We start from the raw sequence: 26,788 nt of genomic DNA on the forward strand, positions 1-26,788 counted from the left end.
TGTCCCGAAACCACTGACGAAGAGGATGCCCATGTCCGAAATCCTGGTTGCCCCGGCCCGTATCGGAAGGCGGCCGACAGGCGCGCTCGGTGTCCTGGCACTCGCCCTCGGCGCCCTGCAGTCCGTGGTGGAGCCCGCACTCCCGCTGCTGCAACGGGAGTTGCAAGTCAGCCCGGCCGAGGGGGCGTTGGTCGCCAATACGTTACTCGTCACCGGCGCGGTCATCACGCCCGTCGCGGGCCGGCTCGGTGACCGCTACGGCGGAAAGCGGGTACTGGTCCGGCTGATGGCCGTGGTGGCGGCCGGGGGTCTGCTGGCGAGCCTGGCGCCGAATCTGCCGGTCCTGCTGCTCGGTCAGGTACTGCAGGGAGTCATGGTGGGCGCGCTGCCCCTGTCGTTCGTCCTGGTGCGCGAGCGCCTCCCGGCGGGCCGGTCCCAGGTGGCGATCGGGCTGGTCGTCGCTCTGTTCACCGGCGGCGGCATGCTGGGAACGCCGGCGGCCGGTCCGATCGCGGAAAGCCTGTCCTGGCAGTGGATGTTCGCGCTGCCGACGGCCGTGATCATCGCGGCCACCCTGGCCGTGGCCCGGCTGATGCCGCACGATCCGCCGGTCCGCCCGGAGCACGGGATCGACTGGCCCGGGGTGGTGCTGCTGAGCGCCACGCTCCTCGCGTTCATGCTCGGGCTCGTGACGATGACGAGCGCCGGCCTGCCGCCCCTCGCGGTCGGCGCGACGACCGTCGTCGTGGCCGCCCTCGCGACCGGATGGGTGGCCGTCGAGCGCCGGGCGGCCGCACCGATGGTGGATCTGCGCATGCTGGCGAAGCCCGCCATGTGGAGCTCGTGCGTGCTCACCTTCGTCGTCGCCGCCGGTTCCGGGATCGTGCTCCTGCTGCTCCCGCAGTTGTTCTCGCAGCCGTCCGAGGGCTACGGATTCGGGGCCGGCACCACCGAGATCGGGCTGTTCCTGATGCCCGGCGCCATCGCCGGGGCGGTGAGCGATTCCGTGGGCGGGCTCGCGGCGCGGCGCTTCGGTTCGCGTGCCGTCGTCGTCGTGGGCGCCCTCGTCACGGCTGCCACCATGATCACCCTGGCGTCGCTGCACACGGCGGTGTGGCAGCTCGTCCTCGCGAAGGTGCTGACCGCGTTCGCCGCGGGCATCGGGACCACGGCGTTGCTCGCGGGGGCCGCCACCGCCGTCGACAGCGGCGACACCGGCATCGCCACCGGGCTGCTCGTGGTGACGCGTGTGATCGGCGTCGCTGTGGGGGCGCAGGCGGGCGGCGCGGTACTCGCCGCCGGAGCCGACCCGATGACGGGCCGGCCGGCCGAATCGGCGTTCGTCACGGGTTTCGCCGTCGCCGGCTTCGTAGCCGCACTGTCACTGCTCGTTGTCCGCATGACGAAGAACGGAGCCCAGGCGTGACACCCAACGGTCTGCCCACCGACGTGAACAGCACCGCGAGGCGCGGCGTCCTGATCTCCGGGGCCGGCATCTCCGGACCCGCGCTGGCGTACTGGCTGCACCGGTCAGGATTCGAGGTCACCGTGGTGGAGAAGGCAGAGGCGCCGCGCGGCGGCGGATATCCGATCGATATCCGCGGCACCGCCGTGGAGGCTGTCCGGCGGATGGGAATACTTCCGCAATTACGGGAGGCGCACATCGGATCACGCCGTTGCACTTTCCTCGCAGCCGACGGCGGCGAAGTGGCCTCGGTCAAGCCGCATTCCATTGCCGGAGGTGCGGATGGACAGGATCTGGAAGTGCGGCGCGGGGATCTGACCGGCCTCCTCCACGCGAAAGTCCGTGACGACGTGGAATTCGTCTTCGGCGATTCCATCGACACCATCGACCAGGCGGGACGGGCGGCCGACATCACTTTCCGCAGTGGGCGTCAGCGCACGTTCGACCTGGTGGTCGGCGCCGACGGCATGCACTCGAACACCCGGGAGTCCTTGTTCGGCCCCGAAGAACGGTTCCACCGCTACCTGGGGTACTGCTTCGCCATATTCACCGTGCCGAACACCTTCGGGCTTTCCCGCGAGCTCATGATGTGGAATTCCCCGGGGAGAGCGGCAGCCCTGTACGCCGTCGGGGACGAAGACGAACTGCACGCCTTCCTGAATTTCCACCGGCCGGAACCGCCGCTCGACGTGATCCGGAATCCCGACGCCCAACGGGACCTGGTCGCCGAGGCGTTCGCAGGTGCGGGATGGGAAGTGCCGGGCATGGTCGACGCCATGCGCGACGCCGATGACCTGTTCTTCGACACGGCCGGTCAGATCCGTATGCCGCACTGGTCGAGCGGGCGCGTCGCGCTGGTCGGCGACGCCGCGTACGCGCCCTCGTTCCTCACCGGGCAGGGCACGAGCCTCGCACTGGTCGGGGCCTACATGCTCTCCCACGCCCTGGCGGCCGACCGCGACCACTCGGCGTCCCTCGCCGCCTACGAGCGCGGCCTACGCGGGTTCGTGGCCATGAATCAGGCCATGGCCGACAACGGCGCGGCCACGCTCTTCCCCGTCACGGCGCGGGCCCTGGAGCAGCGCGACACCATGCTGCGCGGCCTCGCCACCCTGCCTTCCGCGCCGGCCCGACCGGCCCACTCGGCCCTTGTCCTGCCCGATCCCGCCCCGTTCACGGCGCCGGACGCGTCCGGCGCCGTGAACGGGGCGGGGCGCGTCCGGCGCCGTGAACGGGGCGGGGCGCGAGAACCCTTGACTGCCATCGAGCCGGGAGACAGGATGGCTCACAATCTTTGACAACGTTGTCACACGCGGAGACCACCCATGCCAAGCAATCCGACCCGCTACGACAGGCGCAGGTTCCTCCAGCTTGCCGGTGTCACCAGCCTCCTGGCCGCAAGCCCGCTGCCCTTCGCAGGTGTGGCGGCAGCCTCCGGAACACCCGCTGCCACCACCGGCCACCACCCCGTCGACACGCACCCCGGCAGCGTCGCGGACACCTACTTCCAGGTTCTGCTGACACACACCCGCTGGGCGGAGACGCAGTGGGACTCCGCCCTCGGCCACTACACGGCCAAGGACTTCGGTTTCGCGGTGGTGCTCGGCAACGCCGTACTGCTGACCCATGGGACATACGACTCCGAGCGCGCCGGCGTCTCCAAGGACGTCCTCCTTGCCCGCACGCTGGCCACCCTCAAGCACTTCGCCGCGTCCAACCGCCTGACAGGCGGCACGGAATGGGGGCGGACCCTGTTCTTCGACACGACGTTCCAGCTGTACTTCGTGCTCGCGGCCAGGCTGCTCTGGGAACAGCTGGACTCCGCAACACGTAAGAACGTCGACACGATCGTCGCGGGACAGGCCCAGTACACCGCTTCGCTGGGCACCGATGACGACCCCGCCTCCGGCGACTGGACGCCCAACGGCCTCAAGGGCGGGCATGTCGGTGACACGAAGCTGGAGGAGATGGGCGTCTACGCCCAGTCCCTGGCTCCTGGCCTCGCCTGGGCCACCGCCGATCCCCGCCATGCCGACTGGGCGGCGGCGTTCGGCCGGTGGACCAGGAACGAGGCGGGGCTGCCCGCGGCGGACCTGGCCAATCCGGCCCTGGTCGACGGTGTGGCCGTGAGCGCCAATACCGCTACGAACCTGTACGACTCCTTCATCGTCGAGAACCACAACTCCTTCGGGCCGCACTACCAGGCGGAGTTGTGGCGTACGTCCGGCCGCAATGCCGCGCACTTCATCACCGCGGGGCAGCCCATGCCTCAGGTGCTGACCGCACAGCCGAACGCGGCACCGCTGTGGCGCACGCTCCAGATGGTCATGAGCGACTCGGGCGAACCTCTGATGCCGATGGTGGCGGACCGCGAACACCTCTACGGGCGCGATGTGATTCCGCTGGCCTTCCTGGCGCAGGTGACCGGTGACCGTGCCGCCGCCTGGGCGGAAGCGGCCATGGCGGAGCGGCTATTGCCCTACCAGGCCTATGCCCCGGCCAACCGCCTCGCCAAGTTCTCGGGCGAGGCGAAGTACGAACCGGAGGCACGGGCCGAGATCGCCATCAGCTATCTGCTGCACAGGTGGCGCGCGGCACACGGGGGCGTCGTCGCGCCGCTGTCCGGCCGGGAGTTCTTCGCGCGGGCCGAAGGAGTGAAGGACTTCGCCGAGGGGCCGGGCCTGGTGGTCCAGCAGACCTCGGCCGCCTGGGCGGCTTCGGTCAGCAAGCCGGGGTTCGTGAAGTTCGCGTGGCAACCGGCGCACGACGACTGGCTGTTCGCCCTCAGTGGGAACACCCCGATGTTCCTGCCCTCCACCGGCGCGAAGGTCCAGGGTCGTTCGGTGACGACGTACCGGAAGATACGCGACGGCCTCGACGCGACGGCCACGCTGCTCAGGCTCGACTCCGGTTTCGCAGGGTTCACCACCCTGCCCTCCGGCGCCGTCGTCTACGCCACCAGTGGCACGGCCGCCGGTGAGGGGCAGCTGCGGATCCACAACCTGACCATGCCGGGGCTGGCGGGCCTGGAGGGCAGCCGCACGTACACCGCGGCCGAGGGATCGGCGCGGGTCGATTCCGCGGACAGCGGCAACACCACGGCCGGACCGGGGCCGCGCGTCGACACGCTGGCACTCCCCCGGGCCTCCTTCCGGCACGTCCGGATGCAGGGGATCCTCGGCCATCCGCAGTACGGATACTCCCTCTACACCTTCGCCGTCCGGGACGGCGCCGACGGCACCGACCTCGCCCTCGGCCGTGTCGCCACCGCTTCGTCGGCGGCGCCGGGCAGCGGGGCGGAACGTACGGTGGACGGCGACGGGGCGAGCCGCTGGGCCGTAGCGGTCGGCGAACGAAGCCGCCAGGACAGCTGGCTGAGCGTGGACCTCGGCACCGCCACCGCGTTCGATCACGTCACCCTGGTCTGGGAGTCCGCAGCCGCCTCCGCCTACCGGGTGCAGGGCTCCGACGACGGCGAGAACTGGACCGACCTGATCCGGTTCCCCGAGGCCGACCTCACCAGCCGCGGCGGCTGGCTCTCCGTGGACGGGAGGGCCGGGCTGGTGGTCAGGGATGCCGGCAATCCGCTGGCCGTCTACGGCGACGTGGTCGTGCTGTCGGACGGTCCGGCCGAGGCCCTGACCGTGGAGGGCCATCCGTCCGGCGATCCCGTCGAGGTGCGGGCGGCGGCGTCCCTGGACGCACCGCACGCCGCGAATCCCGCCGTCCGTGCCAGCACCGCCGGCGGCCACCTGAGTCTGTTCAACCTCTCGGCGGATCCCGTGACCACCGTGGTCGCCATTCCCCGGCAGGGCAGCGGCGTGCAGCTCTACGCCGGTACACAGACCGTGACCGCCACCGGTTCGGACTTCGCCGCCGAACTGGACAGCGCGACGGCGGCGGTAGTCCCGGCCCGCTTCACCCTGCGGCCGGCGGCGGGAAGGGCGGTCCCGGCGGGTATCCGGGCGGAGGTGATCGACGGCTCGACGCTGCGGCTGACCGGGCCCTCGTGCGAGCTGGTCGTCACCGCGAGCAACGGCCGGCGTGCGAAGGTGCGGCTGCGCCGGGGCAGGACCGTCAGGCTGTCGGTGCCGGGCACCGTCGCCCATCCGCTCGCCGATGCCGCGCTCGGCTGCGACACCTTCCCCAACGGCCCGTTCCCCACCGGCATGTCGGACCCCGCGGCCGCGGTCGACGGCAGCTCGCGGACCTCGTGGACCCCGGGGTCGGACCGCGCACGGATGGTGGTGGACCTCGGGGCACCGCTCCTCGTCACACGCGTCCTCGCGGAGTGGACCCCGGGCAGGATTCCCCGTTCGGCGGTCGAGTTCAGCACCGACGGCGTCACCTACCGGTCGGGCGGGGCGCTGCGGGTCCGTGCCGCCACCGGAAGTCTCTCCACCCGCGCCACGGCTCGCTATGTGGCCCTCGACGTGTCGGGCTGGAGCCACGGGCACGCACAGCTCAGGGCACTGTCGATTCTCCCCGAGTAGGCCTCGCGCACCTGGCGCGGTTGCGCGGACAGCGGATGTCCGCGCAACCGCGCCCACGCCGGGCGGACCGCAGACAGCGACACGGACGGTGACGTTCCACGGCGGCCACGCGGACGCCGTGGACGGCCCCTTCCGCGTGGGCCGCGATGCGGAAAGTCGCGCTCGACCCCTTCTCCGTCGCGCTCGTCGTGGCGGGGCTGGTCTCGGACCGGCTGCGCCTGCGCAAACCGTTCATGCTGCTGAGCGGACTCGGGTCCATCGGGTGCACCCTGTGGTTCACCCTGCGCGCCACCGAGCCGCACACCGGGTACTACACGTTCGCCGTGATCGTGGCCGGCATCGGTGTGACCAGCGGCATCGCCTACTCGCCGTGGATGGCCGCCGTGACCTGCGCGTGCACGAGGAGGCCGTGGCGGGTCCCGGCGAGCGTCTGCGGTCTGGTCGGCATCAAGCCCTCGCGGGGGCGCGTGAGTTCGGGACCGTCCGGCGCCGACGTCACCGGCCTCGCGGTGCAGGGTCCGCTGGCGCGGTCGGTACGCGATGCGGCGGCCCTGCTCGATGTGCCGGCCGGGCCCGAGCCCGGCGATCCGTACTGGGCGCCGCCACTGCCGGACGGCGAGACGTTCCTCGGCCACGCCGGGCGGTCACCGGGGCGGCTGCGCGTCGGCCGGTACGCCACCCCGGCCGCCGAGGGCGTCGCGGTCGACCCGGCGTGCCTGGCCGCCTGGGAGCACGCCTCCCGCCTGCTGGAGAGCCTCGGACACACCGTGGAGGACATACCCACGCCCTTCGGCCCGGAGATCTCCGAGCACTTCGTGACCGCGTGGGGTGTGCAGTCGCTCGGGCGTCCGCTGGACGCCGGACGGGAGGCGCTGCTGCGGCCGGTGACCCGGGCCTGGCGGGAGTACGGGCGCGCGGTGTCGGGCGAGCGGTTCGCCTCCGCCGTCACCGGGATGCACGCTGCGGCGCGGCGGGCGATCCGGGCGACACAGCGGTACGACGTCGTGCTGACTCCGACCCTCGCGACGCTCCCGCAGAGCGTCGAGCACTTCGACGAGTCCGGCGACCCGCTGGTGAACCTGCACCGGCAGGGCGCGTTCAGCGCGTTCACCAGCCCCTGCAACATGACGGGCCAGCCGGCCGTCAGCCTTCCGCTGTACTGGGCCGACGGGGGCCGGATTCCGGTCGGCGTCCAGCTCGTGGGCCGTCCCGCCGACGAGGCCACGCTGATCGCGCTCAGTGCCCAGCTCGAGGAGGCGTGCCCCTGGCGGGACCGGTACGCGCCCCTGCTGTCGTGAGGACGACGCCTCCGGTCCACCGCGGGTCCGGTCCCCGGCGTCGTGCCGTGCTCCGGACCCGCGGCAGCACCCGCTACAGGTGCATGTCGTGCCCGACCGCGCCGGTCCGCTCCGCGCGCGGCACGGACAGGAATTCCGCGTGCGGGGCGTGGGCGGCCGCCGACACGACGAGCGTGTGAGGGCCCGGCCGCAGCCCGCCGACGCGGTAGCGGCCCGACTGCACCCGCCCTGCCGCGACCCGCTTCCCCTTCGCGTTGATCACGGTGACCCATCCGGCGCAGCCGGCCGGGTGCCGGGCACACCGGACGGAGCCGGCGACGGTGACCCCGTCGTGCGGCGCGGCACGGTCCGCCGGGGCCGGCTCCGTACGGGGTTCGGCGGCGGCCGGGCCGGTGCGCGCGGTATCCCCGTGAACGGCGGGGTCCCTGTGACCGGCCGGGTCCCCCTGAACGGCGTTGTCCCGTGGCGACCTGTGCGTGGACCACTGCGCCACCAGTGCCTGCGTGCGGCGTTCCATCGGTGAGCTCGTCCCGTGCTCCGGCGGGGTGCTGCGCACGGTGAGCCCGCACCGCTCCGCGTACCCGGCGAGCGACTCGTCGAGCGCGGACAGCTCCCGCAGCGCCGTGCGGATGCGCGATGCCCGGGGGCCCGGGGGCGCCGTGTCCAGCTCCGCCTTCAGTTCCCGTACCAGCGGGCTCGCCCGCTCCCAGCAGTCCTCGGGTTCGCCGGCGGCGAGCGAGCGGTCCAGCGCCTGCAGCGAACGGGTCAGCGTCGCGGTGATGCGCGCGAACCGTTCGGCCTGCCGGGGCGCCAGGTCGATGTCGATGTCGGCCGCCGCCGCGAGGGCGCGGGCGTGGCCGGTGGCCGTGGAGAGCAGGGCGGTGCGATGCTCCGCCGCACGCCCCCGTACCCCGATCGGCATCCTGACCAGCGGCCGGGCCAGGCTCACGACCTGGAGCAGCGCGGAGTCCACCGCGCGTGCGGCGCCGCGCAGGCGGACAGGCGCCTCGGGGTCCTCCCAGCGAAGGGCGAGCTGCGAGACGAGGTCGTCGACGGCGGACACATAGCCGCGCTCCGCCTCCCGGGTGACCCTGCGGCCGGAGAGCGGGAAGATCACCGCCGCACACGCGGTCGCGACGAGTATGCCGAGGCCGTTGTCCAGCAGCCGCTCACCGAGGAGGTGGTCCATGCCGCCGTAGGGCGTCGTCAGCCCGTACAGCTGCACCAGCGCGACGACGAGTCCGGCGACCCAGAAGGCGTACGCGCGCTGCATCCCCCAGGCACCGAGCGAGAGGCCCGCCACGATGACGGTGAGCATCACGTAGACGTGGCCGTGGCCCACCAGGTGGAGGAGCGCGATGCCGATCACAGCGCCGATCACGGTGCCCGCCATGCGGTGGCCGAACTTGCGCAGCCGCTCATGGGTCGTGTTCGTACCGAAGAGGGTGATCATCACGCCGACCAGACCCCAGTAGAAGCGGTGCGGGTCGATGGCGTCGGTGATCGGGCAGACGATGGCGGCGGCGACCCCGGCGTGCAGCGGTACGCGTGCGAAGGGGATGGCCCGGCGCCAGCTGGTCTCCGTGCCCGCCGCGAGCACCCGCTGTGCGGCGGCTCCCGACCCGGCGGGGCGATTGCGTTCCAGGGCCACGGTCGGCAGGAAGGGGACCTTCGCCGGGGACTGCGGGGAGCTCCAGCCCAGCGCGAGCCACCTGGAGAGCGAGCCGGCCAGGGAGTCCAGCAGCTGGGCCACGCGGTAGGCCGGTTCGACGCTCTCCGACCGGCGGCCGGCCTCCTCGGCGTCACGGAGCACCTGAGCGGCCTGCTGACGGATGATCCCGGCCGCGGGGCGCAGCCCCTGGGCGCTGCCGAGCGGGGTGTCCCGGGCGACGACGAGACCGACCGTCATCGCCTCGCGCAGGCGGCTGGGCACATCGAGTCCGGCCAGGTCCTGGACGGCCCGGCCGATCCCCCGCAGGGCCAGCTCCGCGTCGAAGAGGTGGCGGTGCAGCAGCTCGGCCATGTCGGGGTCGGCTGCGACCTCCGGCTGGGCGAGCCGGCCGTCGATGGTGACGGTGGTGATGTTGAGACGGCGCAGGGAGCGTGACATGCGGCGTACGGCCCGCTGCTGGTCGGCGTCGGGGTCCAGTGCGTCGATGGCCGCGTCCGCCACCCGGCGGGCTTCCACGACGAAGGCCCGCTGGGTGCGCAGCAGGTCCTCGCGGGGCATCGGGTAGCAGAGCAGCAGCCGGGTCACGAGCACCGCGACGGCGGACACCAGGGCGACGGCGAACGCCTTGCCCGACATGTCCGCCGGGATGTTCGCCATCATGCCGACCATCAGGCCGTTGAACAGCATCATGCCCGTGAGCAGGTAGAGCTGTCCGAACCGGGCGAGGAAGAAGGTCAGCGCGAGGGCGCCGACCATCAGGCTGATCTCCAGGCCGCGGTCGTCGTGCAGTTCGGCGGCGAGCCACAGGACGGCGGCGTAGGGGAACGGCATCCACAGGATGGCGCGGGTAAGTCGCTGCCAGGTGTTCTCGGCCACGGCGAAGGCGCTCATCAGGCCCATCATCCCGCCGACCATCATGCCGATCATGGCGGGGATGTCGAGGGCCCGCGCCATCCCGTAGCCGACGGCGAGGGCGGTCACCATGGCGACGAGCGTGCGCCATCCCGCCTGCAGCTGGCCGAGGCCGGGGTCTGCCGCGAGCACCCAGTCCCAGCGCCGTCGGGGTCCGCCCACCCGGCGGGGTGCGACGGCGCGCGGAACGCCTGCCGCTGGTGCGGGGGCGCCGGTGGGGGGTGCGGACGGTGCGCGCTGCGCCGTCGTGTCCGACGAGGCGGTGTCTGGGCTGATCAACTGGTCTCCGGTTCGATCGCGTTCAGCAGGGTGGTGAGTGCGTCGCGGGCATCGCTCACGGCGCGCTCGGAATCCTCGACGCCGGCGTCGAGGCCGCGCAGGAGTGCCGCGGCCATCCGGCGGCGGCCCTCGCAGAGCAGTTCCCTGCCGGCCGGTGTGAGGGACGCCTCCACGACGCGGCGGTCGGCTGCGCGGCGTTCGCGCGATGCGAGGCCGCGCTCTTCGAGGCTCTGCAGGACCACGGTCACGCGCGGCTGGGCCATACCCGTGTACGCCGCGAGTGCGGTCACCCTCCGTGGGGCGTCCTCCAGTGCGTCGAGTACGGCCGTCTGGCTGCGGGTGAGCCCGAAGTCGCCGGCGCGGAAGAGCGTCTGCGCGAGTCGTCCGATGCCTCTGAGGAGGCCCCTGGCAGCGCTCTCGATGCGCTGCTCGTCGGTGGGGCCTGGCGGGGACGACGATTGATGCATATACCAATTATATATATGTCAAGAGTGGGACCGGAACCATGTGCGGGCAAAATGACCGGCCTGGACCGAACCGTCCGCATCGCACCGGGACGCCCGCCTCCTGGCCGCCTCCCCGTGTCGGCGCCCGCCCGCCGACCCGCAGCGCACCAGCCGTGACCCTGGTCAACTCCACCCGGTTCGCGCGCCGATGCGGCAGAAATGCCCCGGCGTACCCGAACAACCCTTTATCGTCGGCCCGTACACGCAGCCGACGAGGCCACCCTGTACGCTCGCTCACCGGAAAGGTGCCCCGGCTCTCGCAACGGATACGACCTAGACACTCGCATCCTTGCAGGTCAGCGGCACCTTTCTGCTACCGGTCCACCCACACGACCAATTCCGTTGAATGGTCAGGGTTGAAGAAGGGTGTTACTCATGGCGCAGTCTCTCGCCGATCTCGCATCGGCAGGAGTGCGGAGGACCTTGCGATTCTTTCCCGAGAGCTCACAGGCCGAGCGCGAGGAGTTGCGTGCCGCGGCGCGGAACCTGCTCGACACCCACGGCGAGGGAGCCCTCACCGGCCTGCCTCCGGGCGAGCGCGTCATGTGGCATCTCGCTTCCGAGGGGCGTGCCGAGGATCTCGTCAAGGTGGTCCGGAGCCGGCGCAGGGACCCGGGCGCCTTCCTCGTGACAGGAACCCGGCGCCCCCGGCTGGCGCTGCCGGGGCTGCGGAACCTCGCACTGCCCGACCGGATAGCCGCGCTCAAGAGCCGCGACCTGCCGGTGACGGCGCAGCTCACCTCGGTCGACTGGCGCGGCGACGATCTGGTGTGGGAAGGATACGCGTTTGTCGCGAACCTGTCACGACCGTCGGGTCGCATCATGGGCCGGTTCGCGGTGCTGGAGCACGGGGAGACCGGCGACCGCATAAAGCTGCGCCTGCGCCGCACCAGGAACGAGCAGGCAACCGTCGCCTCCGGACAGGCGCTCCACTGCTACGACGACACGGGTTTCGAAGTCGTCGTCTCCGCTCGCCGGCTGCGCGAGCTCGCCGGGCGCGGTCCCGGCCAGTGGTTCCTCTATGTCGGGATACCGGGACCGGGCGGGGTCTACGGCGCACGGGTGCGCCAGCGCGACGCCGGCACCGCTGGGCACAACCACGTCCGTCACCTGGCGGACGGCTCACGTCTCGTGGTCGGCTTCACCAAGAATGCCGTGAGCATCACGGTGCAGCAGCCCCCTGTCGAGATCGAGTCCTGCACCGTCACGGACGGCGAACTGCTCCTGGTCGCCAGGGCGCGCGCCGGCGCCGAGGTCCCCACCGCCGTGCGCATCGTCGAAGGCGACACCAAAGTCGACAGCCCCCTCACTCCCCTGTCCGGTTCCGCCGACACGTTCCGGCGCTACCAATCGGTCTTCAGACTCGACCGGCTGGTCGCGAACGACCAGCCGGGAATCAAGACCCTCCAGTTCAAGGTGACCCTGCGGGGAGCCGACGGCCTCGGCCAGGACGCCCTCCTCGCCGAGGGCTTCACGACCAGCAGGCACTGGCTTGCCCCCGGCCGTGAACTGGCCGTCCACCGCGACGGACCCGGCAAACTGATGCTGGCGACCCGAGCCGTCCGACCCGTGGTCGACACGATGACCGAGACGGGGTCGGGAGAGCTGGTGCTCGAGGGTACGTATCCCAGCGAGGAGGCGGCCCGGAAGAAGGTCATCCTGCGGCACGGCGTCCGCTTCGAGGAGAAGGAACTGCCGGTCCATCTGGCCGACGGGCGGTTCACCTTCCGGATCGAGCCCGAGCAAGCCCCTCAGGTGAACGGTCCCGACCTTCCCCTGTGCCCCGGTCGCTGGTACGTGTTCTTCCGCGACGTGGACGCCTGGGACAAGTCCGGAGACGTCCCGGTGACCTTGCGCCCGGAGCAGGTCGGGGAACTGCCCATGCGCTTCAGCGGCCCGCAGCGTGCCTACACCGTGGACCGCCGCTACTTCGACCGCATCTTCATCGAGCCGGAGCGGCTGCTCGGCCCCGACGAGCACGGCGCCTACCGGCAGCGCATACTGCGCGAGGCGTACTTCCACGAGCAGCGCAAGCTCCCCTTGCGCGATGCGGTCGTCTACCTGAGCCTCGGGGGCAAGCAGTTCTCGGACTCGCCCCGGTCGGTCTACGAGGAGCTGGTGCGCCGGGGGGCCGAGGTCGAGCACATCTGGACCCAGGACGGCGGGCTGCCCGAGATGCCGCCGGAGGCGCGCGTGGTGGCCGCGGGCAGCCGCGAGTGGTACGAGGCACTGGCGCGCAGCCGCTACGTCGTCACCAACACCGCGGTGGGCGACTGGTTCGTCACCCGCCCCGGGCAGCGAGTCGTGCAGACCTGGCACGGCACACCGCTGAAGAAGATCGGCAAGGACCTGCTCGGCTCTCCCCAGTCGAGCCCCTCCTATATCGCCGGCCTGCCGCACAGCTACCGGCAGTTCGACTTCGTGGTGTCGCCGAACGCGTACACCACGGAAATCATGCGCAGGGCGTACTCCATCGAAGGCGACCTGCTCGAGAGCGGGTATCCGCGCAACGACGTCTTCTACACCCCCGACCGCGACGCGCGCGCCGCGCGGGTCAGGGAGCGGCTCGGCCTGCCCGAGGGCAAGAAGGTGGTGCTCTACGCTCCTACCTGGCGGGAAGACCAGCGGCACGCGAGCAAGCTGTACAAACTCGACCTGCGGATCGACCTGGCCGCGGCGCAGGCCGAACTCGGTCACGATCATGTGCTGCTCTTCCGCAAGCACCCGAAGGTCCACGGCAGCGTGCCGGGTGTCGGCCGGGGCTTCGTGTGGGATGTCACCCGCTACCCGGACATCGCCGATCTGTACCTCGTCGCCGATGTGCTGATCACCGACTACTCCTCGGCGCTCTTCGACTTCGCGCACTCGGACAAGCCGATGCTGTTCTTCACCTACGACCTGGAGCACTACCGGGACACGCTGCGCGGCTTGTACTTCGACTTCACCACCCGGGCGCCCGGCCCGCTGGTGGAGACCTCCGAAGAACTGGTCAAGGCCCTGCGCGACGTCGATGCCGTCAAAGCGCAGTTCCGGGAGAAGTACGCCCAGTTCAAGAGGGACTTCTGCGAGCCCGGGGACGGTCTCGCGACAGCACGGGTCGTGGACCGCATGCTCCTCGGCGGTCCGCACTCCGCAGCCTTGACCGACGGCTGAGACAAGATCGCGAATGACGGGAACCAACCGTCGCGCGGTCAGCGAATACCTCAGCACCCAGGCTCCGGTCCCTTGATCGACGCCATCCCGTCCTGTCGTTGCCCCAGCAGACGAAGCGTCTGCTGGGGCAACCCACAAGGCCGGCCGAACGCCGGAACGGCGGGTCGCCGGACCATGGACGCCCACCGCCCGGACCGGGTCAGCCCGAGACGCTCGCGCGGCCGTTCTCGATGTGCCCCATCAGCCGACGCCGGAAGGCGTCGTCCCCGCCGACCGTGACGTCCAAGTCGTACCAGCCATGCGCGTCGGCAGCCGAGTGCACCATCGTGCGGCTGCGCCCCGGCTTGACCTTGACGGTCCTGGTCCAGTCGCTCAGATCCGCCTCGTCGACGTATCCCCGCGGCCGCACCGTGAAAGTGAGCGTCGTCCGGCCCGTGTTGCGCAGCGTGAGATGCAGATCGCGCTCACGGGCGTCGATCCGCGACGCAACCTCGGCCGGAGCACCGTCCTTCGTGGACCCGGCGAACTCGCGGCGGAAGCCGTTCGGCCCTGTCACCGTGAACCGGTACGCCGCGCCGGTGACGGGCACCACCCACTGTGCCGTGCCCTTCACGTCCCGGTGCTGCGGCACGGGGAACTCGCCCGCGTACGGATACAACGCGAAGTGCGCCGACGAACGACCCGTGTTGCTGAGGGCCAGCCGCACCGCACCATCCACCACCTTCGCCTGCGCGTCCGGCTGGTACGGCAGTGCACGGGCCGGACGGGCCCCCCGCTCCTGCACGGGCATGTGCTGCACGAGTGGCGGCCTGGGCGACCAGCGGCCGCTGAACGGCGGGATTGCGCCCGGCTGCTCCACCTCGGGTCGCCGGCGTCCTCGCGAGAAGTCGAAAGCCGAGGTCAGGTCGCCGGTGACGGTGCGCCGCCAGTCGCCGATGTTCGGTTCCCTCACCCCCGTCCAGCGCTCCAGGAAGCGGATCACAGAGGTGTGGTCGAAGACCTCGGAGCAGACGTAGCCGCCGATGGTCCATGGCGACACGACGAGCATCGGCACCCGCATGCCAAGGCCGGTGGGCTTGCCCTCCCACTGCTCCTCGGTCACCTCGGGCGAGGCGACCGGCGGCGGCACGTGGTCGAAGAAGCCGTCGTTCTCGTCGTAGTTGATGATGACGGCGGTGTGCCGCCACACGTCGGGGTGCTTGCCCAGCGCGTCCAGGACCTTGTAGACGATCGTCGCGCTGTGGATCGGCGAGGAGACGCTCGGGTGCTCCGAGTCGACGGCGGAAGGCACCAGATAGGAGACCTCGGGCAGGGTGCCGGCCGCCACGTCCTTGGCGAACTCGTCGGCCAGTGTTCCGGTCTCCACCCGGCGCAACGCCCTCTCGAAGAGGCGGCGTTCGGCCTTGTCCAGGGTGGCGACGCCCTCCTCCAGCAGGCCGAACAGCCGTTCCCGCCCGGCTGCGTCCGCGTCCCGCACGGCGGAGTAGAACGACTCCATGTACGTGTGCCCGCCGGTCTTCGCCAGCGCCTTGCGGGCGATGGCCTTGAAGGTGGCGAAGAACTCGATCTGGTTGTCGGTGAAGTTCTCCCACTCGGTGTACGTGCGCCAGCTGCGCCCGGCCTTCTCCAGTCGTTCCGCATAGGTGCCCCAGTCGTATCCGGGGTGGGTGCCCTCGTCGTACGCGTCATTCCCGACGGCCCGCTTGCCGTTCGGCTCGTTGCCTGTCTTCCCGCTCCACAGGTGGTTGCGGTTGGGGCTGGTCGAGGAGTGGATGGAGGAGTGGTAGGCGTCGCAGACCGTGAAGGTGTCGGCCAGCTCGTAGTGCAGGGGGATGTCACGGCGGTCGTAGTACGCCATGGTGGCGGCCGTCTTCGTGGTCACCCAGCCGTTCATCCACCCGCCGGCCCACGCTTTGCCGCCGCCGCTCCAGGAGTGGTCGAGCGCACCGATGTACTGGAGGTCCTTCTTCTGCGTCTCGGCGGCACCGCGCACCGGGAACGGCAGAACGGAGGCGCCCAGCGGTGCGGGCTGCTCGAAGACCGGCTTGCCGGAGGGCAGCTCGACGGCGTTGCGGTCACCGAAGCCGCGTACGCCCCGGAGCGTCCCGAAGTAGTGGTCGAAAGAACGGTTCTCCTGCATCAGGATCACCACGTGCTTGATGGCTCCGAGCCCGTCACCGCCTCCGGGCCCGACCGAATGCGCAGGCTCGGCGGCTATCGCGGCCTGCAGCGAAGGCGGCAGCAGCGACCCCGCCGCCGCAGCGCCGAGCACACCACCGCCGAACGCGAAGAGCCGTCGCCGTGAAATGTCCGTGGTCAAGTTGAGCCTCCCGAGTCCTGTCGTACAGCCGGGAAACTAATCAAGCCGGGTGTCGCGGGGAAGGATTTCGTACGGCGTCGCGGTGAACCTCCAACAGGTCGTACGGGAAAGTCCAAGCGTCCAGCACGCACCCCAGCAGATGATCGCCGCCTCTCCGCCGTCGTTCTCGCCGACGAGCACGTTCGTCCCGGCCGTGAACGACAGGTCCAGCGACGGGTCCGTCTCACCTTCGCTCCGGGTCGCCGTTTCCCAGGCGGAGCTGATGTCAGCGTGCCGACAGCCCCGTCCGGGCCCGCTGGAAGCGACGGACCCGGCTCCCGATCACGCCCCCGTAGCGCCCGCCCGCACACCGCCCACGCGAAGTATGGTGTCCCACCACATACGCCCCTGACCTGCCCCTTCCTACGGTGTGGCGACACGTCTCCGTCCCCGCCGACCGTTCCGGAAGTGGTACCGATGACCTCCGCAGCAACCGCTCCCCCACCCGCCTCCAATCTCCGCCGCATCGTCGCCGCCAGCCTCATCGGCACGACCATCGAGTGGTACGACTTCTTCCTCTACGGCTCAGCGGCCGCCCTCGTCTTCAACAAGCTGTTCTTCCCCGACTCCGACCCGCTCGTCGGAACCCTGCTGTCCTTCCTCACGTATGCCGTCGGGTTCGCCGCACGGCCGATCGGCGCGCTGGTCTTCGGGCACTACGGCGACCGGCTCGGGCGCAAGAAGCTGCTGGTGCTCAGCCTGTTGATGATGGGCGGCGCGACCTTCGCGATCGGGCTGCTGCCGACCCATGCCACCGTCGGGGCCGCGGCCCCGGTGCTGCTCACGGTGCTCCGGCTGGTGCAGGGGTTCGCCCTCGGCGGTGAGTGGGGCGGCGCCGTGCTGCTGGTGTCGGAGCACGGCGATGCGAGGCGGCGCGGTTTCTGGGCCTCGTGGCCGCAGACCGGGGCGCCCGCCGGGCAGTTGCTCGCCACCGGGGTGCTCTCCGCGCTCACCGCCGTGCTGTCGGACACGGCCTTCGAGTCCTGGGGCTGGCGCATCCCGTTCCTGCTCTCGGGTGTGCTGGTCGTCATCGGTCTGTGGATTCGTCTCTCCGTCGATGAATCGCCCCTGTTCAAGGCGGCGCTCGTACGGGCAGCTGAGCGCGAGGCCGCGGCCGGGGCGGCGGAGAGGATGCCTGTGGTGGCCGTCCTGCGGCACCATTGGCGCGATGTGCTGATCGCCATGGGCGCCAGGATGGCGGAGAACATCAGCTACTACGTCATCACGGCGTTCATCCTCGTCTACGCGACGACCTCGGCGGACCTCAGCAAGCAGACGGCTCTCAACGCCGTACTCATCGCCTCGGCCGTCCACTTCGCCGTCATCCCGATGTGGGGCGCGCTCTCCGACCGGGTCGGCCGCAGGCCGGTCTACCTGTTCGGCGCGGTCGGGGTCGGGGTGTGGATGTTCCCCTTCTTCGCGCTGATCGACACCCGGAGCTTCGGGAGCCTGCTGCTCGCCGTCACGGTCGGACTGATCTTCCACGGGGCGATGTACGCGCCGCAGGCGGCGTTCTTCTCCGAGATGTTCGCGACCCGGATGCGGTACTCGGGCGCTTCGATGGGCGCCCAGTTCTCGTCCGTCGCGGCCGGTGCCCCGGCCCCGCTCATCGCCACCGCCCTGCTCGCGGACTACGACAGCTCGACGCCCATCGCCCTGTACGTCATCGCCGCGGCGCTCATCACCGTACTGGCGGTCGTCTGCGCCGAGGAGACCCGGCACCGGGACCTCGCGGACGTGGAGCCGGACAGCGGCCGGGCGGCGCCCGCGGCGGTGGCCGCGGACGCCCGTTCGGTCAGCCGGAGGCCGGCCGAACCCGTGGAGTGAGGTGCTGCCACAGGAAGGTGTGCATCAGCGCGTTGTTGTGGGCGGCCTGCTCGTTGTCGCCGGCGCCCGCGTGGCCGCCGCCGGTGTTCTCGTGGAGCAGGACGCGGTGGCCCAGTTCCCGCAGCCGCGCCGCCGCCTTGCGGGCGTGGCCGGGGTGGACCCGGTCGTCGCGGGTCGAGGTCGTCAGGAGCACCGGCGGGTAGTCCTGATCCGCGCCGAGCCGGTGGTACGGGGACAGCGTGCGCAGGTGGGGGCGGTCTCCCTCGTCGTCCGGGTCGCCGTACTCGGCGATCCACGACGCGCCGGCGAGCAGCTCGTGGAAGCGGAGCATGTCCAGGAGCGGTACCTGGGCGACGATCGCGCCGAACAGCTGCGGGTAGCGGGTGAGCATCGCGCCCATGAGCAGGCCGCCGTTGCTGCCCCCCGCCGCGCCCAGCATGGCCGGGGTGGTGATGCCCCGGGCGACGAGGTCCTCGGCGACCGCCGCGAAGTCCTCGAAGGCCCGTGGCCGCTGCGCGCCGAGCGCCGCCCGGTGCCAGCGCGGTCCGTACTCGCCGCCGCCCCGGATGTTCGCGATCACGTAGGTGCCGCCGCGCTCCAGCCAGGCACGGCCGGTGGAGGCCGCGTAGTACGGGGTGAGGGAGACCTCGAAGCCCCCGTACCCGTAGAGCAGGGCGGGCCCGGGGGCGGAGCGGTCGGGGCCGATCACGAAGTACGGCACCCGCGTACCGTCCTGGGAGGTCGCGAAGTGCTGCTGCGCGGAGAGGCCCGCCGTGTCGAAGCGGGCCGGGGCCTGCTTGAGGATCTCCGATCCGGCGCCGATCTCCCCGTGGTAGAGGGTGGACGGCTGCAGGAATCCCGACACGTCCAGGAAGTACTCGTCGGAGACGTCCGGGTCGGTGTCGACGACGCTGACGGCGGACAGCGCCGGGACGTCCGCGAGCGGGCTGCGGGTCCAGCCGCCGGGGCCCGGGGTCAGCACCTCTATACGGGTGCTGACGTCGCGCATCGTCTCCAGGATCAGGTGGTGCCGGGTCCAGGAGTGGCCGGCCAGGGCCGTCCGTTCGTCCGGGGTGAACAGCACCTGCGCGGTGCGGTCGCCCGAGAGGAAGGCGTCGAAGCCGAACGCGAGCAGGGAGCCCGCCGGGTGCCCGAGCCAGGCGGATTTCGGGCTCACGATCAGATACTCGCGGTGGGCGTAGGCGTCGGCGTCGTCCGGAACGTCGATCCTGACGAGTGTGCCGTCGGCGGCCAGGAGGTGCGTCTCGCTGTGGTGGAAGTCCAGCGCCCGGTGGACGAAGTCGCGTTCGAAGCCGGGGGTGCTGTCGTGCCGGCCGCCGGCCGCGACGTCCTGTGTCCGGGCCTCGAACACCTCGACGGCGTCCTCGACGGGTGTGCCGCGCCGCCATCTGCGTACCGTGCGCGGGTAGCCGGAGTCGGTCAGTGAGCCGGGACCGAAGTCAGTGCCGATGAAGACGGTGTCGGCGTCGATCCACCCGATCCGCGTCTTCGCCTCCGCCACCCGGAAGCCGTCCTCGACGAAGGTCCGGGTGGCGAGGTCGAACTCGCGGATCACGACGGCGTCACCGCCGTCGCGCGACAGGGACACCAGGGCGCGGTCGTACTCGGGGTGCCGGACCCGTGCACCGGCCCACACCCACTTCTCGTCCTCCGCGGCGGCGAGCGCGTCGATGTCGAGGACGGCCTCCCACTCGGGGTCGTCCTTGCGGTACTGCTCCATCGTCGTACGCCGCCAGAGGCCGCGCACGTGCCCGGCGTCGCGCCAGAAGTTGTAGAGGTGCTCTCCGCGCCGGACGGTGTACGGGATGCGGTCCGAGGCGTCCAGCACCTCGCGCAGCCCCTTCTTCAGGGAGGCGAACCCGGCGTCGGTGGCCAGAGCGGCCGCCGTCTCGGCGTTCCGTTCGGCCACCCACGCGAGCGCGGCCTCACCCTCGATGTCTTCCAGCCACAGGTACGGGTCGTTTTCGATCACACCCCGAATTGTGCAGGCCCGGGACGCGCGGCGGGACCACATCCCCCGATGCCCGGCGGATCACCAGTCGTGGACGGTCCCGTCGTGGAGCCGGTTGACCGGAAGGTACGCCTGGGCGTACGGGTGGGCGGCCGCCAGCTCCTCGTCCAGCTCGACCCCGATGCCGGGGGCCTCGCCCGGGTGCAGGTACCCGTCCGTGAAGGTGTAGGAGTGCCGGAACACCTCGTGGGTGCGGGCGGTGTGGCCCGAGTACTCCTGGATGCCGAAGTTGTGGACGGCCAGGTCGAGGTGGACGGCGGCGGCCATGCCGACCGGGGAGATGTCCTCCGGCCCGTGCACGGCGCTCCGGATCTGGTACTGGGCGGCGAAGTCGAAGAGCTTGCGCAGCGGTGTGACACCGCCGAAGTGGGTGACGGCGGACCGCACGTAGTCGATCAGCTGCTCGGTGATCAGTGACTGGTAGTCGTGGACCGTGTTGAAGACCTCGCCGATGGCCAGTGGCGTGGTGGTGCTGCGGCGCACCAGGCGCAGCGCCTCCTGGTTCTCGGCGGGGGTGCAGTCCTCCAGCCAGAACGGCCGGTAGGGCTCCAGGTCCTTGCCGAGCCGGGCGGCCTGGACCGGGGTGAGCCGGTGGTGGGCGTCGTGCAGGAGCGGCAGTTCGGCGCCGAACTCGGCGCGTACCGCGTCGAAGACGGCGGGCATGTGGCGGAGGTACGCCTCGGTGTCCCAGTCCTCCACCAGGGGGCGCGCCTGCTGGTGGAGGATCTGGGCGCCGTCGCCGTCGGTGTCGGACACCCCGTAGACGGCCTTGAGGCCGGGTATGCCGGACTGGATGCGGACGGCGGGGTAGCCCTCGGCGAGCCTGGCCCGTACGGAGTCGAGGAGTTCGGGGATGTCCCGGCCGTTGGCGTGGCCGTAGGTGCGGACGCGTTCGCGGCTGGCGCCGCCGAGCAGCTGGTAGAGCGGGAGCCCCGCGGCCTTGGCCTTGATGTCCCACAGCGCGACGTCGACGGCTGCGATGGCGGCCATCGTCACCGGTCCCCGCCGCCAGTACGCGCCCCGGTACAGGGACTGCCAGGTGTCCTCGATCCGGTGCGGGTCGAGGCCTGTGAGCAGGGGTACGACGTGGTCGGTGAGGTAGCTGACGACGGCGAGTTCCCTGCCGTTCAAGGTGGCGTCCCCGAGGCCGGTGAGCCCCTCGTCGGTCGTCAGCTTCAGGGTGACGAAGTTGCGGCCGGGGCTGGTGACGACGACCTTGGCGTCGACGATCTTCATGCGTGTGTTCTCTTTCCGGATGTCGGAGGGCGTGCGGGTCGGCCCTGGGCCGGGCGGTGGGCTCTCAGCCCTTGGTGGCGCCGGAGGTCAGCCCGGCGACCAGGTATTTCTGTCCGAGGACGGCGGCCAGTACGACGGGCACGGTGATGAGGGTGGCGGCCGCCATCAGCCCGCCCCAGTCGGTGCTCGCGTAGGAGATGAAGTTGAACAGCGTCACCGGCACGGTCTGGGTGCGGTCGTCGGCGAAGACCAGCGCGAACATGAAGTTGTTCCAGCTGAAGACGAAGGCCAGCAGCGAGGCGGTCGCGGTGCCCGGCGCCGCGAGCGGCAGCGAGATGCGCCAGAAGGCGCCGAAGGCGCTCAGTCCGTCGGTGCGGGCGGCTTCCTCCAGTTCGACCGGCAGCCCGGCGAAGAAACTGATCATGATCCACATGATCAGCGGGACGGAGACGAACATGTGGCTCAGCACCAGCACGGTGTAGGAGCCGACGAGTCCCATCCGGGCGAACAGGTAGTACCAGGGGACGAGGAGCGAGATCGCCGGGACGATGCGCGCGACGAGGATCAGGGAGCCGGTGCGGTGCATGTTGAACCGGCCCACCGCCCAGGCCGCCGGTACGGCGATGACGGCGGAGAGGACCGTCGACACCACCCCGACCAGCAGTGAGTTGCCCATCGACCGGACGATCTGGCCGGCTTCCACGATGCTGCGGAAGTTGTCCAGGGTGGGCCTGAACCACAGCCCGACGGACGGGTCGGTGACCTGCACGTTGGTTTTGAAGGCGGCGGCGAACATCCACACGAGGGGCAGCGCGAAGACGAGCGTGACGATCGTGATGGCGGTGCCGCGCAGCCACGCCCCGCCCCGGCGCCTGCGGGCCCGCGGAGCGGTGTGCGGGGCGCCGGAGGGCCGGGTGGCGCGGGAGACGGTGGCACTCATGCGTTCTTCCTTCCGCCACGGCGGCGCAGCAGGACCACGACGCCGATGATGAAGAGCGTGAACAGGACCAGGACGGCGGCAGCGAGCCCGTACTCCTGGTAGTCGAAGGTCAGCCCGTAGGCGTAGACGTTGAGGGTTTCCACCTCGAAGTCCGATCCGCCGCCGGCGCCCTTGGTGGCGTAGAGGATGTCGAATGTCTTCAGCGCGTCGACGGCGCGCAGTACGAGGGCGGTGGCGAGCGTGGGCCCGAGCATCGGGAGGATGACGTGGCGGAACCGCTGCCAGCCATTGGCTCCGTCGACCAGCGCGGCCTCCTCGGGTTCCTCGGGCAGTGTGGTGAGCCCTGCGAGCAGCAGCAGCGTCATCATCGGCGTCCACTGCCATACGTCGATGAGCATCAGCGTCGGCAGCGACTGGCTGACGGAGCCGAGGAACTCCTGCCGGGGCAGGCCGACGGCGGCGAGCAGGTGGTTGGCGATCCCGTTGGTGGGATCCAGGATCAGCAGCCACAGGATGCCGATCGCGACCGGTGTGGCGAGCAGCGGGATGATCAGGACGGTGCGCACCCAGCGCATTCCCCGGAACGGCTTGCGCATCAGCATGGCCAGGGCGAGCCCGAGCACCGTCTCCAGGACCACGGCGCCGACGGTGAAGACCAGGGTGCGGCGGGCGGCCGGCCAGAACCTGCGGGTGTCCTCCAGTGCGTCGGCGAAGTTGCGCAGGCCGATGTGGCTCTTGCCCGCGTTCACGGCGCCGAAGGCGTCGGTGAGGCTGAGGTCGAGGGTGAAGGCCAGCGGGAAGACGATCATCAGGCCGACGAAGAGCAGTGCCGGGGCGAGCATCATCCACTTCAGCCGCCGGTTGGCCTGGTCGAAGGTGCGGGGCCGGCGTGCGCGGGGCGCCGTCGTCTGCGGCGGGCGGGGGGTGGCGCGGGCCGCGGAGACCTCGGTGGTGGACATCAGGACTCCTTGTGGCGGTTGTCGCGTACGAGGAACTCGGCGAACTCCGCGTCCGCGTCGCGTGCGACCGGCGGTACGGACTCGCCGAGTATGCCCGCGACCAGTGGACGGCCGACGATGTCGCGGGCCCGGCCGACCTGGAGGACCCGGGGCCGGTCGTAGCCGCGACCGCGTTCGGCGTTGAGCCGCATGGCTTCGGCGAGGTCCGGCGGGAAGGAGGCCAGCGTCTTCGGGTCGGACCACACCGAGGAGCGGGCGCCGGGTATGCCGTCGGACTGCAGGGCGGCCGACATCCCGGGCCCCGCGGCCCACCTGATGAACTCCCAGGCGTCGTCGCGCAGAAGGGAGAAGGTGTTGATGCCGAGGCTCCAGGACGGGATGTTGTGGGGTCTGGCGCCTGCCGGTCCGGCCGGGAAGGGCGCGAAGCCGACGCTCTCGCGCACCTTGGACACCTTGGGGTCGAGGAAGCTGCTGTAGATCGCGTCGGCGTCGATGTAGAACGCCGCCTTGCCCTGGGCGAAGATCGGCATCGCCTGTTCGAGGCTCATGTTGGTCGCGCCGGGCGGGCCGGCCTTGGCCAGCAGGCTGCCGTAGTACTCGTACGCGGCCAGGGCCTCGGGGCTGCCGATGCCGGACTTCCCGTCGATGACGAAGTCCCCGCCGTGCGAGTAGAGGAAGCTCGACCACTGGGAGACGGCGCCGCTGCGCTGGCCCCGGCCGACGTATCCGTAGAAGCCTTTGTCGCGCCGGGTCAGCTCCCGGGCGGCGTCCATCAGCGCGTCCAGGGTGCGCGGCGGCCCGCCGAGGTCCTCGACCAGGTCCTTGCGGTAGTAGAGCGCGGGGCGTTCGGTCACCACCGGGACGCTCAGCACCTTTCCGGCGGTCACGGACGCCTCGCGCGGGGCCTTCTGGAAGTCCGGCCAGTCGAACTCCGCGTCGTCCTCGACCCGGTCGCTGAGGTCGGCGAGCCAGCCGTTGTGGCCGAAGACCAGCTGTTCCTGGAGTGCGCGGACCATCATGACGTCGACGTCGGTGCCCGAGGCGTTCAGCTTGACGTTGTAGCTGCTCGACAACTGGTCGGCGGTGAGCAGGGTCATGGAGACCCGCCGTCCGATCCGGTCCTCGAACTCCTTGATGCGGCGCTTGATCGCCTGGGACCACACGTGGTTGATGGCCATGATCCGCAGCGGCGTACCGGCCGTGGGCTTCCCGCCACCGGCCGAACAGGCGCTCAGCGCCCCCGCCCCGGCGGCGCCCGCGACTCCTGCCGCCAGCCTCCCGAAGGCGCGCCGGCTCAGGAGCTGGCTGCTCGTGGACATCCTTGTCCTCGTCTCTGTGCGGTGTGGTGCCGGGTCTCGTGGTGCCGGGGACTGCGTGTCGCGTCCCGGTCCGCACCACCCCGACCGTCTGGTCCAACTGGTAGGACCAGTTGTTTCAGACGGGACCGTAACAGCAGAAGAGCCGTGCCGACCAGCCCCTGAGGGGAATTGTCCGTGGGGGAACGGGAGAACTGCCGGTGCGGGGAAGCCCTGGTGAACCGGTGGGCGGCTACTCGCCGGATCCGCCGCCCCGGCGGCCCTCCGCCTGGTCGAGCAGCGTCTCGATGTGGTTGCGGGCCATGGTGTCGACCCGCAGGTCGAGATCCGCCCCGTAGGTGCGCAGCCCCAGCGTCAGGTGCTCCCGCATCCGTACGCAGGCGAGGTCGACGTCCCGCGCCTCGACCGCTTCGAAGATCTCCGGATGGTGCGGCACGCCGGCCTCGGCGATCGACGGGTCGGAGTTCGAGCGGAGCATCATCTCGAACATCATCCCGCTGATCGAGGACAGCATGATCCGCAGGACGGGGTTCTTGCTCGCCACGGCGATGGCGTCGTGGAAGTCCATGTCCGCCTGGGCCTTGACGACGACGTCGGTGGCCGCCTCCAGGGCGTCCCGCGCGGACCGCATGGCCGCGATGTCCTCGTCCGTCGCCCGCTCGGTCGCCAGCCGGACCATCTCCACCTCCAGCGGGATCCGGGCCTCGATGAGCTGACGCACGGTGGGCCGGCCGGCCCGGTACAGCGCGTCGTACCCCCTGGCCTGCCCGGATGACTGCTCCCGGACGAAGGAGCCCCGCCCCGGGGCGACTTCGATCAGGTGCTGGGCCTCGAGCCGCCGCAGCACCTCGCGCACGACGTTGCGGCTGGAGCCGAAGTGGGCGGCGAGCTCGCGCTCCGAGGGGAGCTTGGTCCCGACGGCGATCTCTCCGGACCTGATGTCGTGCTCCAGCTGACGGGCGATGCTCTCGGTGAGGAGCCCGCGCCGGGCGGGGTCCGCGACCGGGCCCGGCCATTCGGAACCTGACGGGGAGGAAGGGGCGGACGGCTGCATGATCGCAGCGTACAGGCCGGTCGCGGCCCGTACACGAGCCCTGACCGGCTGCTTGCCAGCCCGGCCCTCGGCCCGGCGGCATCCGCCCGCCCCCGTGTCCCGCGCCTGCGGGCCGGGCAGGGCTCGGGGGCGGGCCGGGCGTCAGATGGTGGCGGTGTCGATCACGAAGCGGTAGCGCACGTCACTGGCGAGCACCCGCTCGTACGCCTCGTTGATCCGGTCCGCGCTGATCAGTTCGATCTCGGCGCCGAGGGAGTGCTCCGCGCAGAAGTCGAGCATCTCCTGCGTCTCACGGATCCCGCCGATCCCGGAGCCCGCCAGGGTCTTCCGGCCGCCGATGACGGAGAACAGGTTCAGCGACACCGGCTCCTCCGGTGCGCCCACGTTGACCATCGCGCCGTCCGTCCGCAGCAGCGCGAGATACGCGTCCAGCGGGAGCGGCGCCGAGACCGTGGAGATGATCAGGTCGAACGAGCCCTTGAGCTGCTCGAACGTCGCCGGGTCGCTGGTGGCGAAGTAGTGGTCGGCGCCCAGTTTCAGTCCGTCCGCCTCCTTGCGCAGCGACTGGCTGAGCACGGTCACCTCGGCGCCGAGCGCGTGGGCGATCTTGACACCCATGTGCCCGAGGCCGCCCAGGCCGACGATGGCGACCTTCTTGCCGGGGCCGGCGTTCCAGTGGGCGAGCGGCGAATAGGTCGTGATGCCGGCGCAGAGCAGCGGGGCGGCCTCGTCCAGCGCGATGCCCTCGGGTATGCGCAGCGTGTAGTTCTCGTCGACGACCACGTGCGTGGAGTACCCGCCGTAGGTGGGCTCGCCGTCCTTGCCCACGGCGTTGTACGTGCCGACGTTGCCCTCGGAGCAGTACTGCTCCAGGCCGGCCTTGCAGTTGTCGCACGTACGGCACGAGTCGACCATGCAGCCGACACCGACCCGGTCGCCGACCGCGAACTTCGTGACTCCGGGACCGACCTCGGCGACGACGCCGGCGATCTCGTGGCCGGGAACCATCGGGAAGATGCCCTTGCCCCAGCCGTCACGGGCCTGGTGGATGTCCGAGTGGCAGATCCCGGCGTACTTGATGTCGATGAGGACGTCGTGCTCGCCGACCGGCCGGCGCGGCACGGTCGTGCGCTCCAGCGGAGCCTTGGGAGCGGGTGCGGCGTATGCGGCGACGGTGGTGACAGTCATCCGGAAGCGATCTCCTCAGAAGTGGGGGGTTGCCGTTCCAGTCTGCCTCCTGCCCCGGCAAACACCCAGGTCACTGCTGTGCCTACGCCTGCTGTGCGT

The 26,788-nt window shown here is 71.0% G+C and carries 16 protein-coding genes; 6 read left to right on the top strand and 10 right to left on the bottom strand.

What is annotated here, in order from left to right; genetic code table 11:
* The first annotated feature begins 31 nt into the window (after positions 1–31).
* From EDD93_RS40555 to EDD93_RS33540, 4 genes are all read left to right on the top strand, one after another.
* Positions 32–1,426, top strand: coding sequence for an MFS transporter (locus EDD93_RS40555; protein ID WP_260256070.1), 1,395 nt, complete (start codon positions 32–34; stop codon positions 1,424–1,426).
* Positions 1,423–2,763: an FAD-dependent monooxygenase gene (locus EDD93_RS33530; protein WP_260256071.1), complete on the top strand. Its 1,341-nt coding sequence runs from the start codon at positions 1,423–1,425 to the stop codon at positions 2,761–2,763. The genes EDD93_RS40555 and EDD93_RS33530 overlap by 4 nt, the downstream gene beginning before the upstream one ends.
* Before the next feature lie 27 nt (positions 2,764–2,790).
* Positions 2,791–5,958, top strand: coding sequence for a discoidin domain-containing protein (locus EDD93_RS33535; RefSeq protein WP_123529780.1), 3,168 nt, complete (start codon positions 2,791–2,793; stop codon positions 5,956–5,958).
* A gap of 146 nt (positions 5,959–6,104) precedes the next feature.
* Complete coding sequence (locus EDD93_RS33540; RefSeq protein ID WP_123529782.1) at positions 6,105–7,256, top strand: amidase; 1,152 nt, start codon at positions 6,105–6,107, stop codon at positions 7,254–7,256.
* Positions 7,257–7,329: 73 nt separating this feature from the next.
* Here the strand turns inward: EDD93_RS33540 and EDD93_RS33545 are convergent, their stop codons facing one another.
* Together EDD93_RS33545 and EDD93_RS33550 are read right to left on the bottom strand one after the other, a co-directional pair.
* Positions 7,330–10,119, bottom strand: coding sequence for an FUSC family protein (locus tag EDD93_RS33545; RefSeq protein ID WP_123529784.1), 2,790 nt, complete (start codon positions 10,117–10,119; stop codon positions 7,330–7,332).
* Positions 10,116–10,586, bottom strand: a complete 471-nt coding sequence (locus tag EDD93_RS33550) for a MarR family winged helix-turn-helix transcriptional regulator (protein WP_123529785.1) — start codon at positions 10,584–10,586, stop codon at positions 10,116–10,118. The genes EDD93_RS33545 and EDD93_RS33550 overlap by 4 nt, the downstream gene beginning before the upstream one ends.
* Positions 10,587–11,000: 414 nt before the next feature.
* Here EDD93_RS33550 and EDD93_RS33555 point away from each other — a divergent pair, with 414 nt between their 5' ends.
* Positions 11,001–13,778 carry a CDP-glycerol glycerophosphotransferase family protein gene (locus tag EDD93_RS33555; RefSeq protein ID WP_123529787.1) on the top strand — a complete coding sequence of 926 codons (2,778 nt, stop codon included), beginning with the start codon at positions 11,001–11,003 and terminating at the stop codon, positions 13,776–13,778.
* A gap of 199 nt (positions 13,779–13,977) precedes the next feature.
* Here EDD93_RS33555 and EDD93_RS33560 read toward each other — a convergent pair whose 3' ends face one another.
* Complete coding sequence (locus EDD93_RS33560) at positions 13,978–16,098, bottom strand: phosphocholine-specific phospholipase C (protein WP_123529789.1); 2,121 nt, start codon at positions 16,096–16,098, stop codon at positions 13,978–13,980.
* A gap of 456 nt (positions 16,099–16,554) precedes the next feature.
* Between EDD93_RS33560 and EDD93_RS33565 the strand changes: the two genes are divergently transcribed.
* The gene (locus EDD93_RS33565) at positions 16,555–17,964 is read left to right on the top strand and encodes an MFS transporter (RefSeq protein ID WP_123529791.1); all 1,410 of its coding nucleotides are present in this window, start codon (positions 16,555–16,557) and stop codon (positions 17,962–17,964) included.
* On the opposite strand, the gene EDD93_RS33570 is transcribed toward EDD93_RS33565, so the two are convergent.
* The 7 genes from EDD93_RS33570 to EDD93_RS33600 all read right to left on the bottom strand — a co-directional run bounded on the left by EDD93_RS33570 (position 17,933) and on the right by EDD93_RS33600 (position 26,689).
* Positions 17,933–19,999 carry a prolyl oligopeptidase family protein gene (locus EDD93_RS33570; protein WP_398906005.1) on the bottom strand — a complete coding sequence of 689 codons (2,067 nt, stop codon included), beginning with the start codon at positions 19,997–19,999 and terminating at the stop codon, positions 17,933–17,935. The two genes, EDD93_RS33565 and EDD93_RS33570, sit on opposite strands and share 32 nt — an antisense overlap.
* Before the next feature lie 18 nt (positions 20,000–20,017).
* Complete coding sequence (manD, locus tag EDD93_RS33575; RefSeq protein WP_123529793.1) at positions 20,018–21,232, bottom strand: D-mannonate dehydratase ManD; 1,215 nt, start codon at positions 21,230–21,232, stop codon at positions 20,018–20,020.
* Positions 21,233–21,296: 64 nt separating this feature from the next.
* The gene (locus tag EDD93_RS33580) at positions 21,297–22,172 is read right to left on the bottom strand and encodes a carbohydrate ABC transporter permease (protein ID WP_123529795.1); all 876 of its coding nucleotides are present in this window, start codon (positions 22,170–22,172) and stop codon (positions 21,297–21,299) included.
* Complete coding sequence (locus EDD93_RS33585; protein WP_123529797.1) at positions 22,169–23,131, bottom strand: carbohydrate ABC transporter permease; 963 nt, start codon at positions 23,129–23,131, stop codon at positions 22,169–22,171. Before EDD93_RS33585 ends, EDD93_RS33580 begins: the two co-directional genes overlap by 4 nt.
* Positions 23,131–24,450, bottom strand: coding sequence for a sugar ABC transporter substrate-binding protein (locus EDD93_RS33590; protein ID WP_123529799.1), 1,320 nt, complete (start codon positions 24,448–24,450; stop codon positions 23,131–23,133). The genes EDD93_RS33585 and EDD93_RS33590 overlap by 1 nt, the downstream gene beginning before the upstream one ends.
* Before the next feature lie 229 nt (positions 24,451–24,679).
* Entirely contained in the window at positions 24,680–25,501 is an 822-nt protein-coding gene (locus EDD93_RS33595) for a FadR/GntR family transcriptional regulator (RefSeq protein ID WP_123529801.1), read from the bottom strand.
* Between the two features lie 141 nt (positions 25,502–25,642).
* Positions 25,643–26,689 carry an NAD(P)-dependent alcohol dehydrogenase gene (locus EDD93_RS33600; RefSeq protein WP_123529803.1) on the bottom strand — a complete coding sequence of 349 codons (1,047 nt, stop codon included), beginning with the start codon at positions 26,687–26,689 and terminating at the stop codon, positions 25,643–25,645.
* Positions 26,690–26,788 lie beyond the last annotated feature (99 nt).

The organism is Streptomyces sp. 840.1 (assembly GCF_003751445.1).
In the GTDB taxonomy this organism is placed as follows: Bacteria; Actinomycetota; Actinomycetes; order Streptomycetales; family Streptomycetaceae; genus Streptomyces.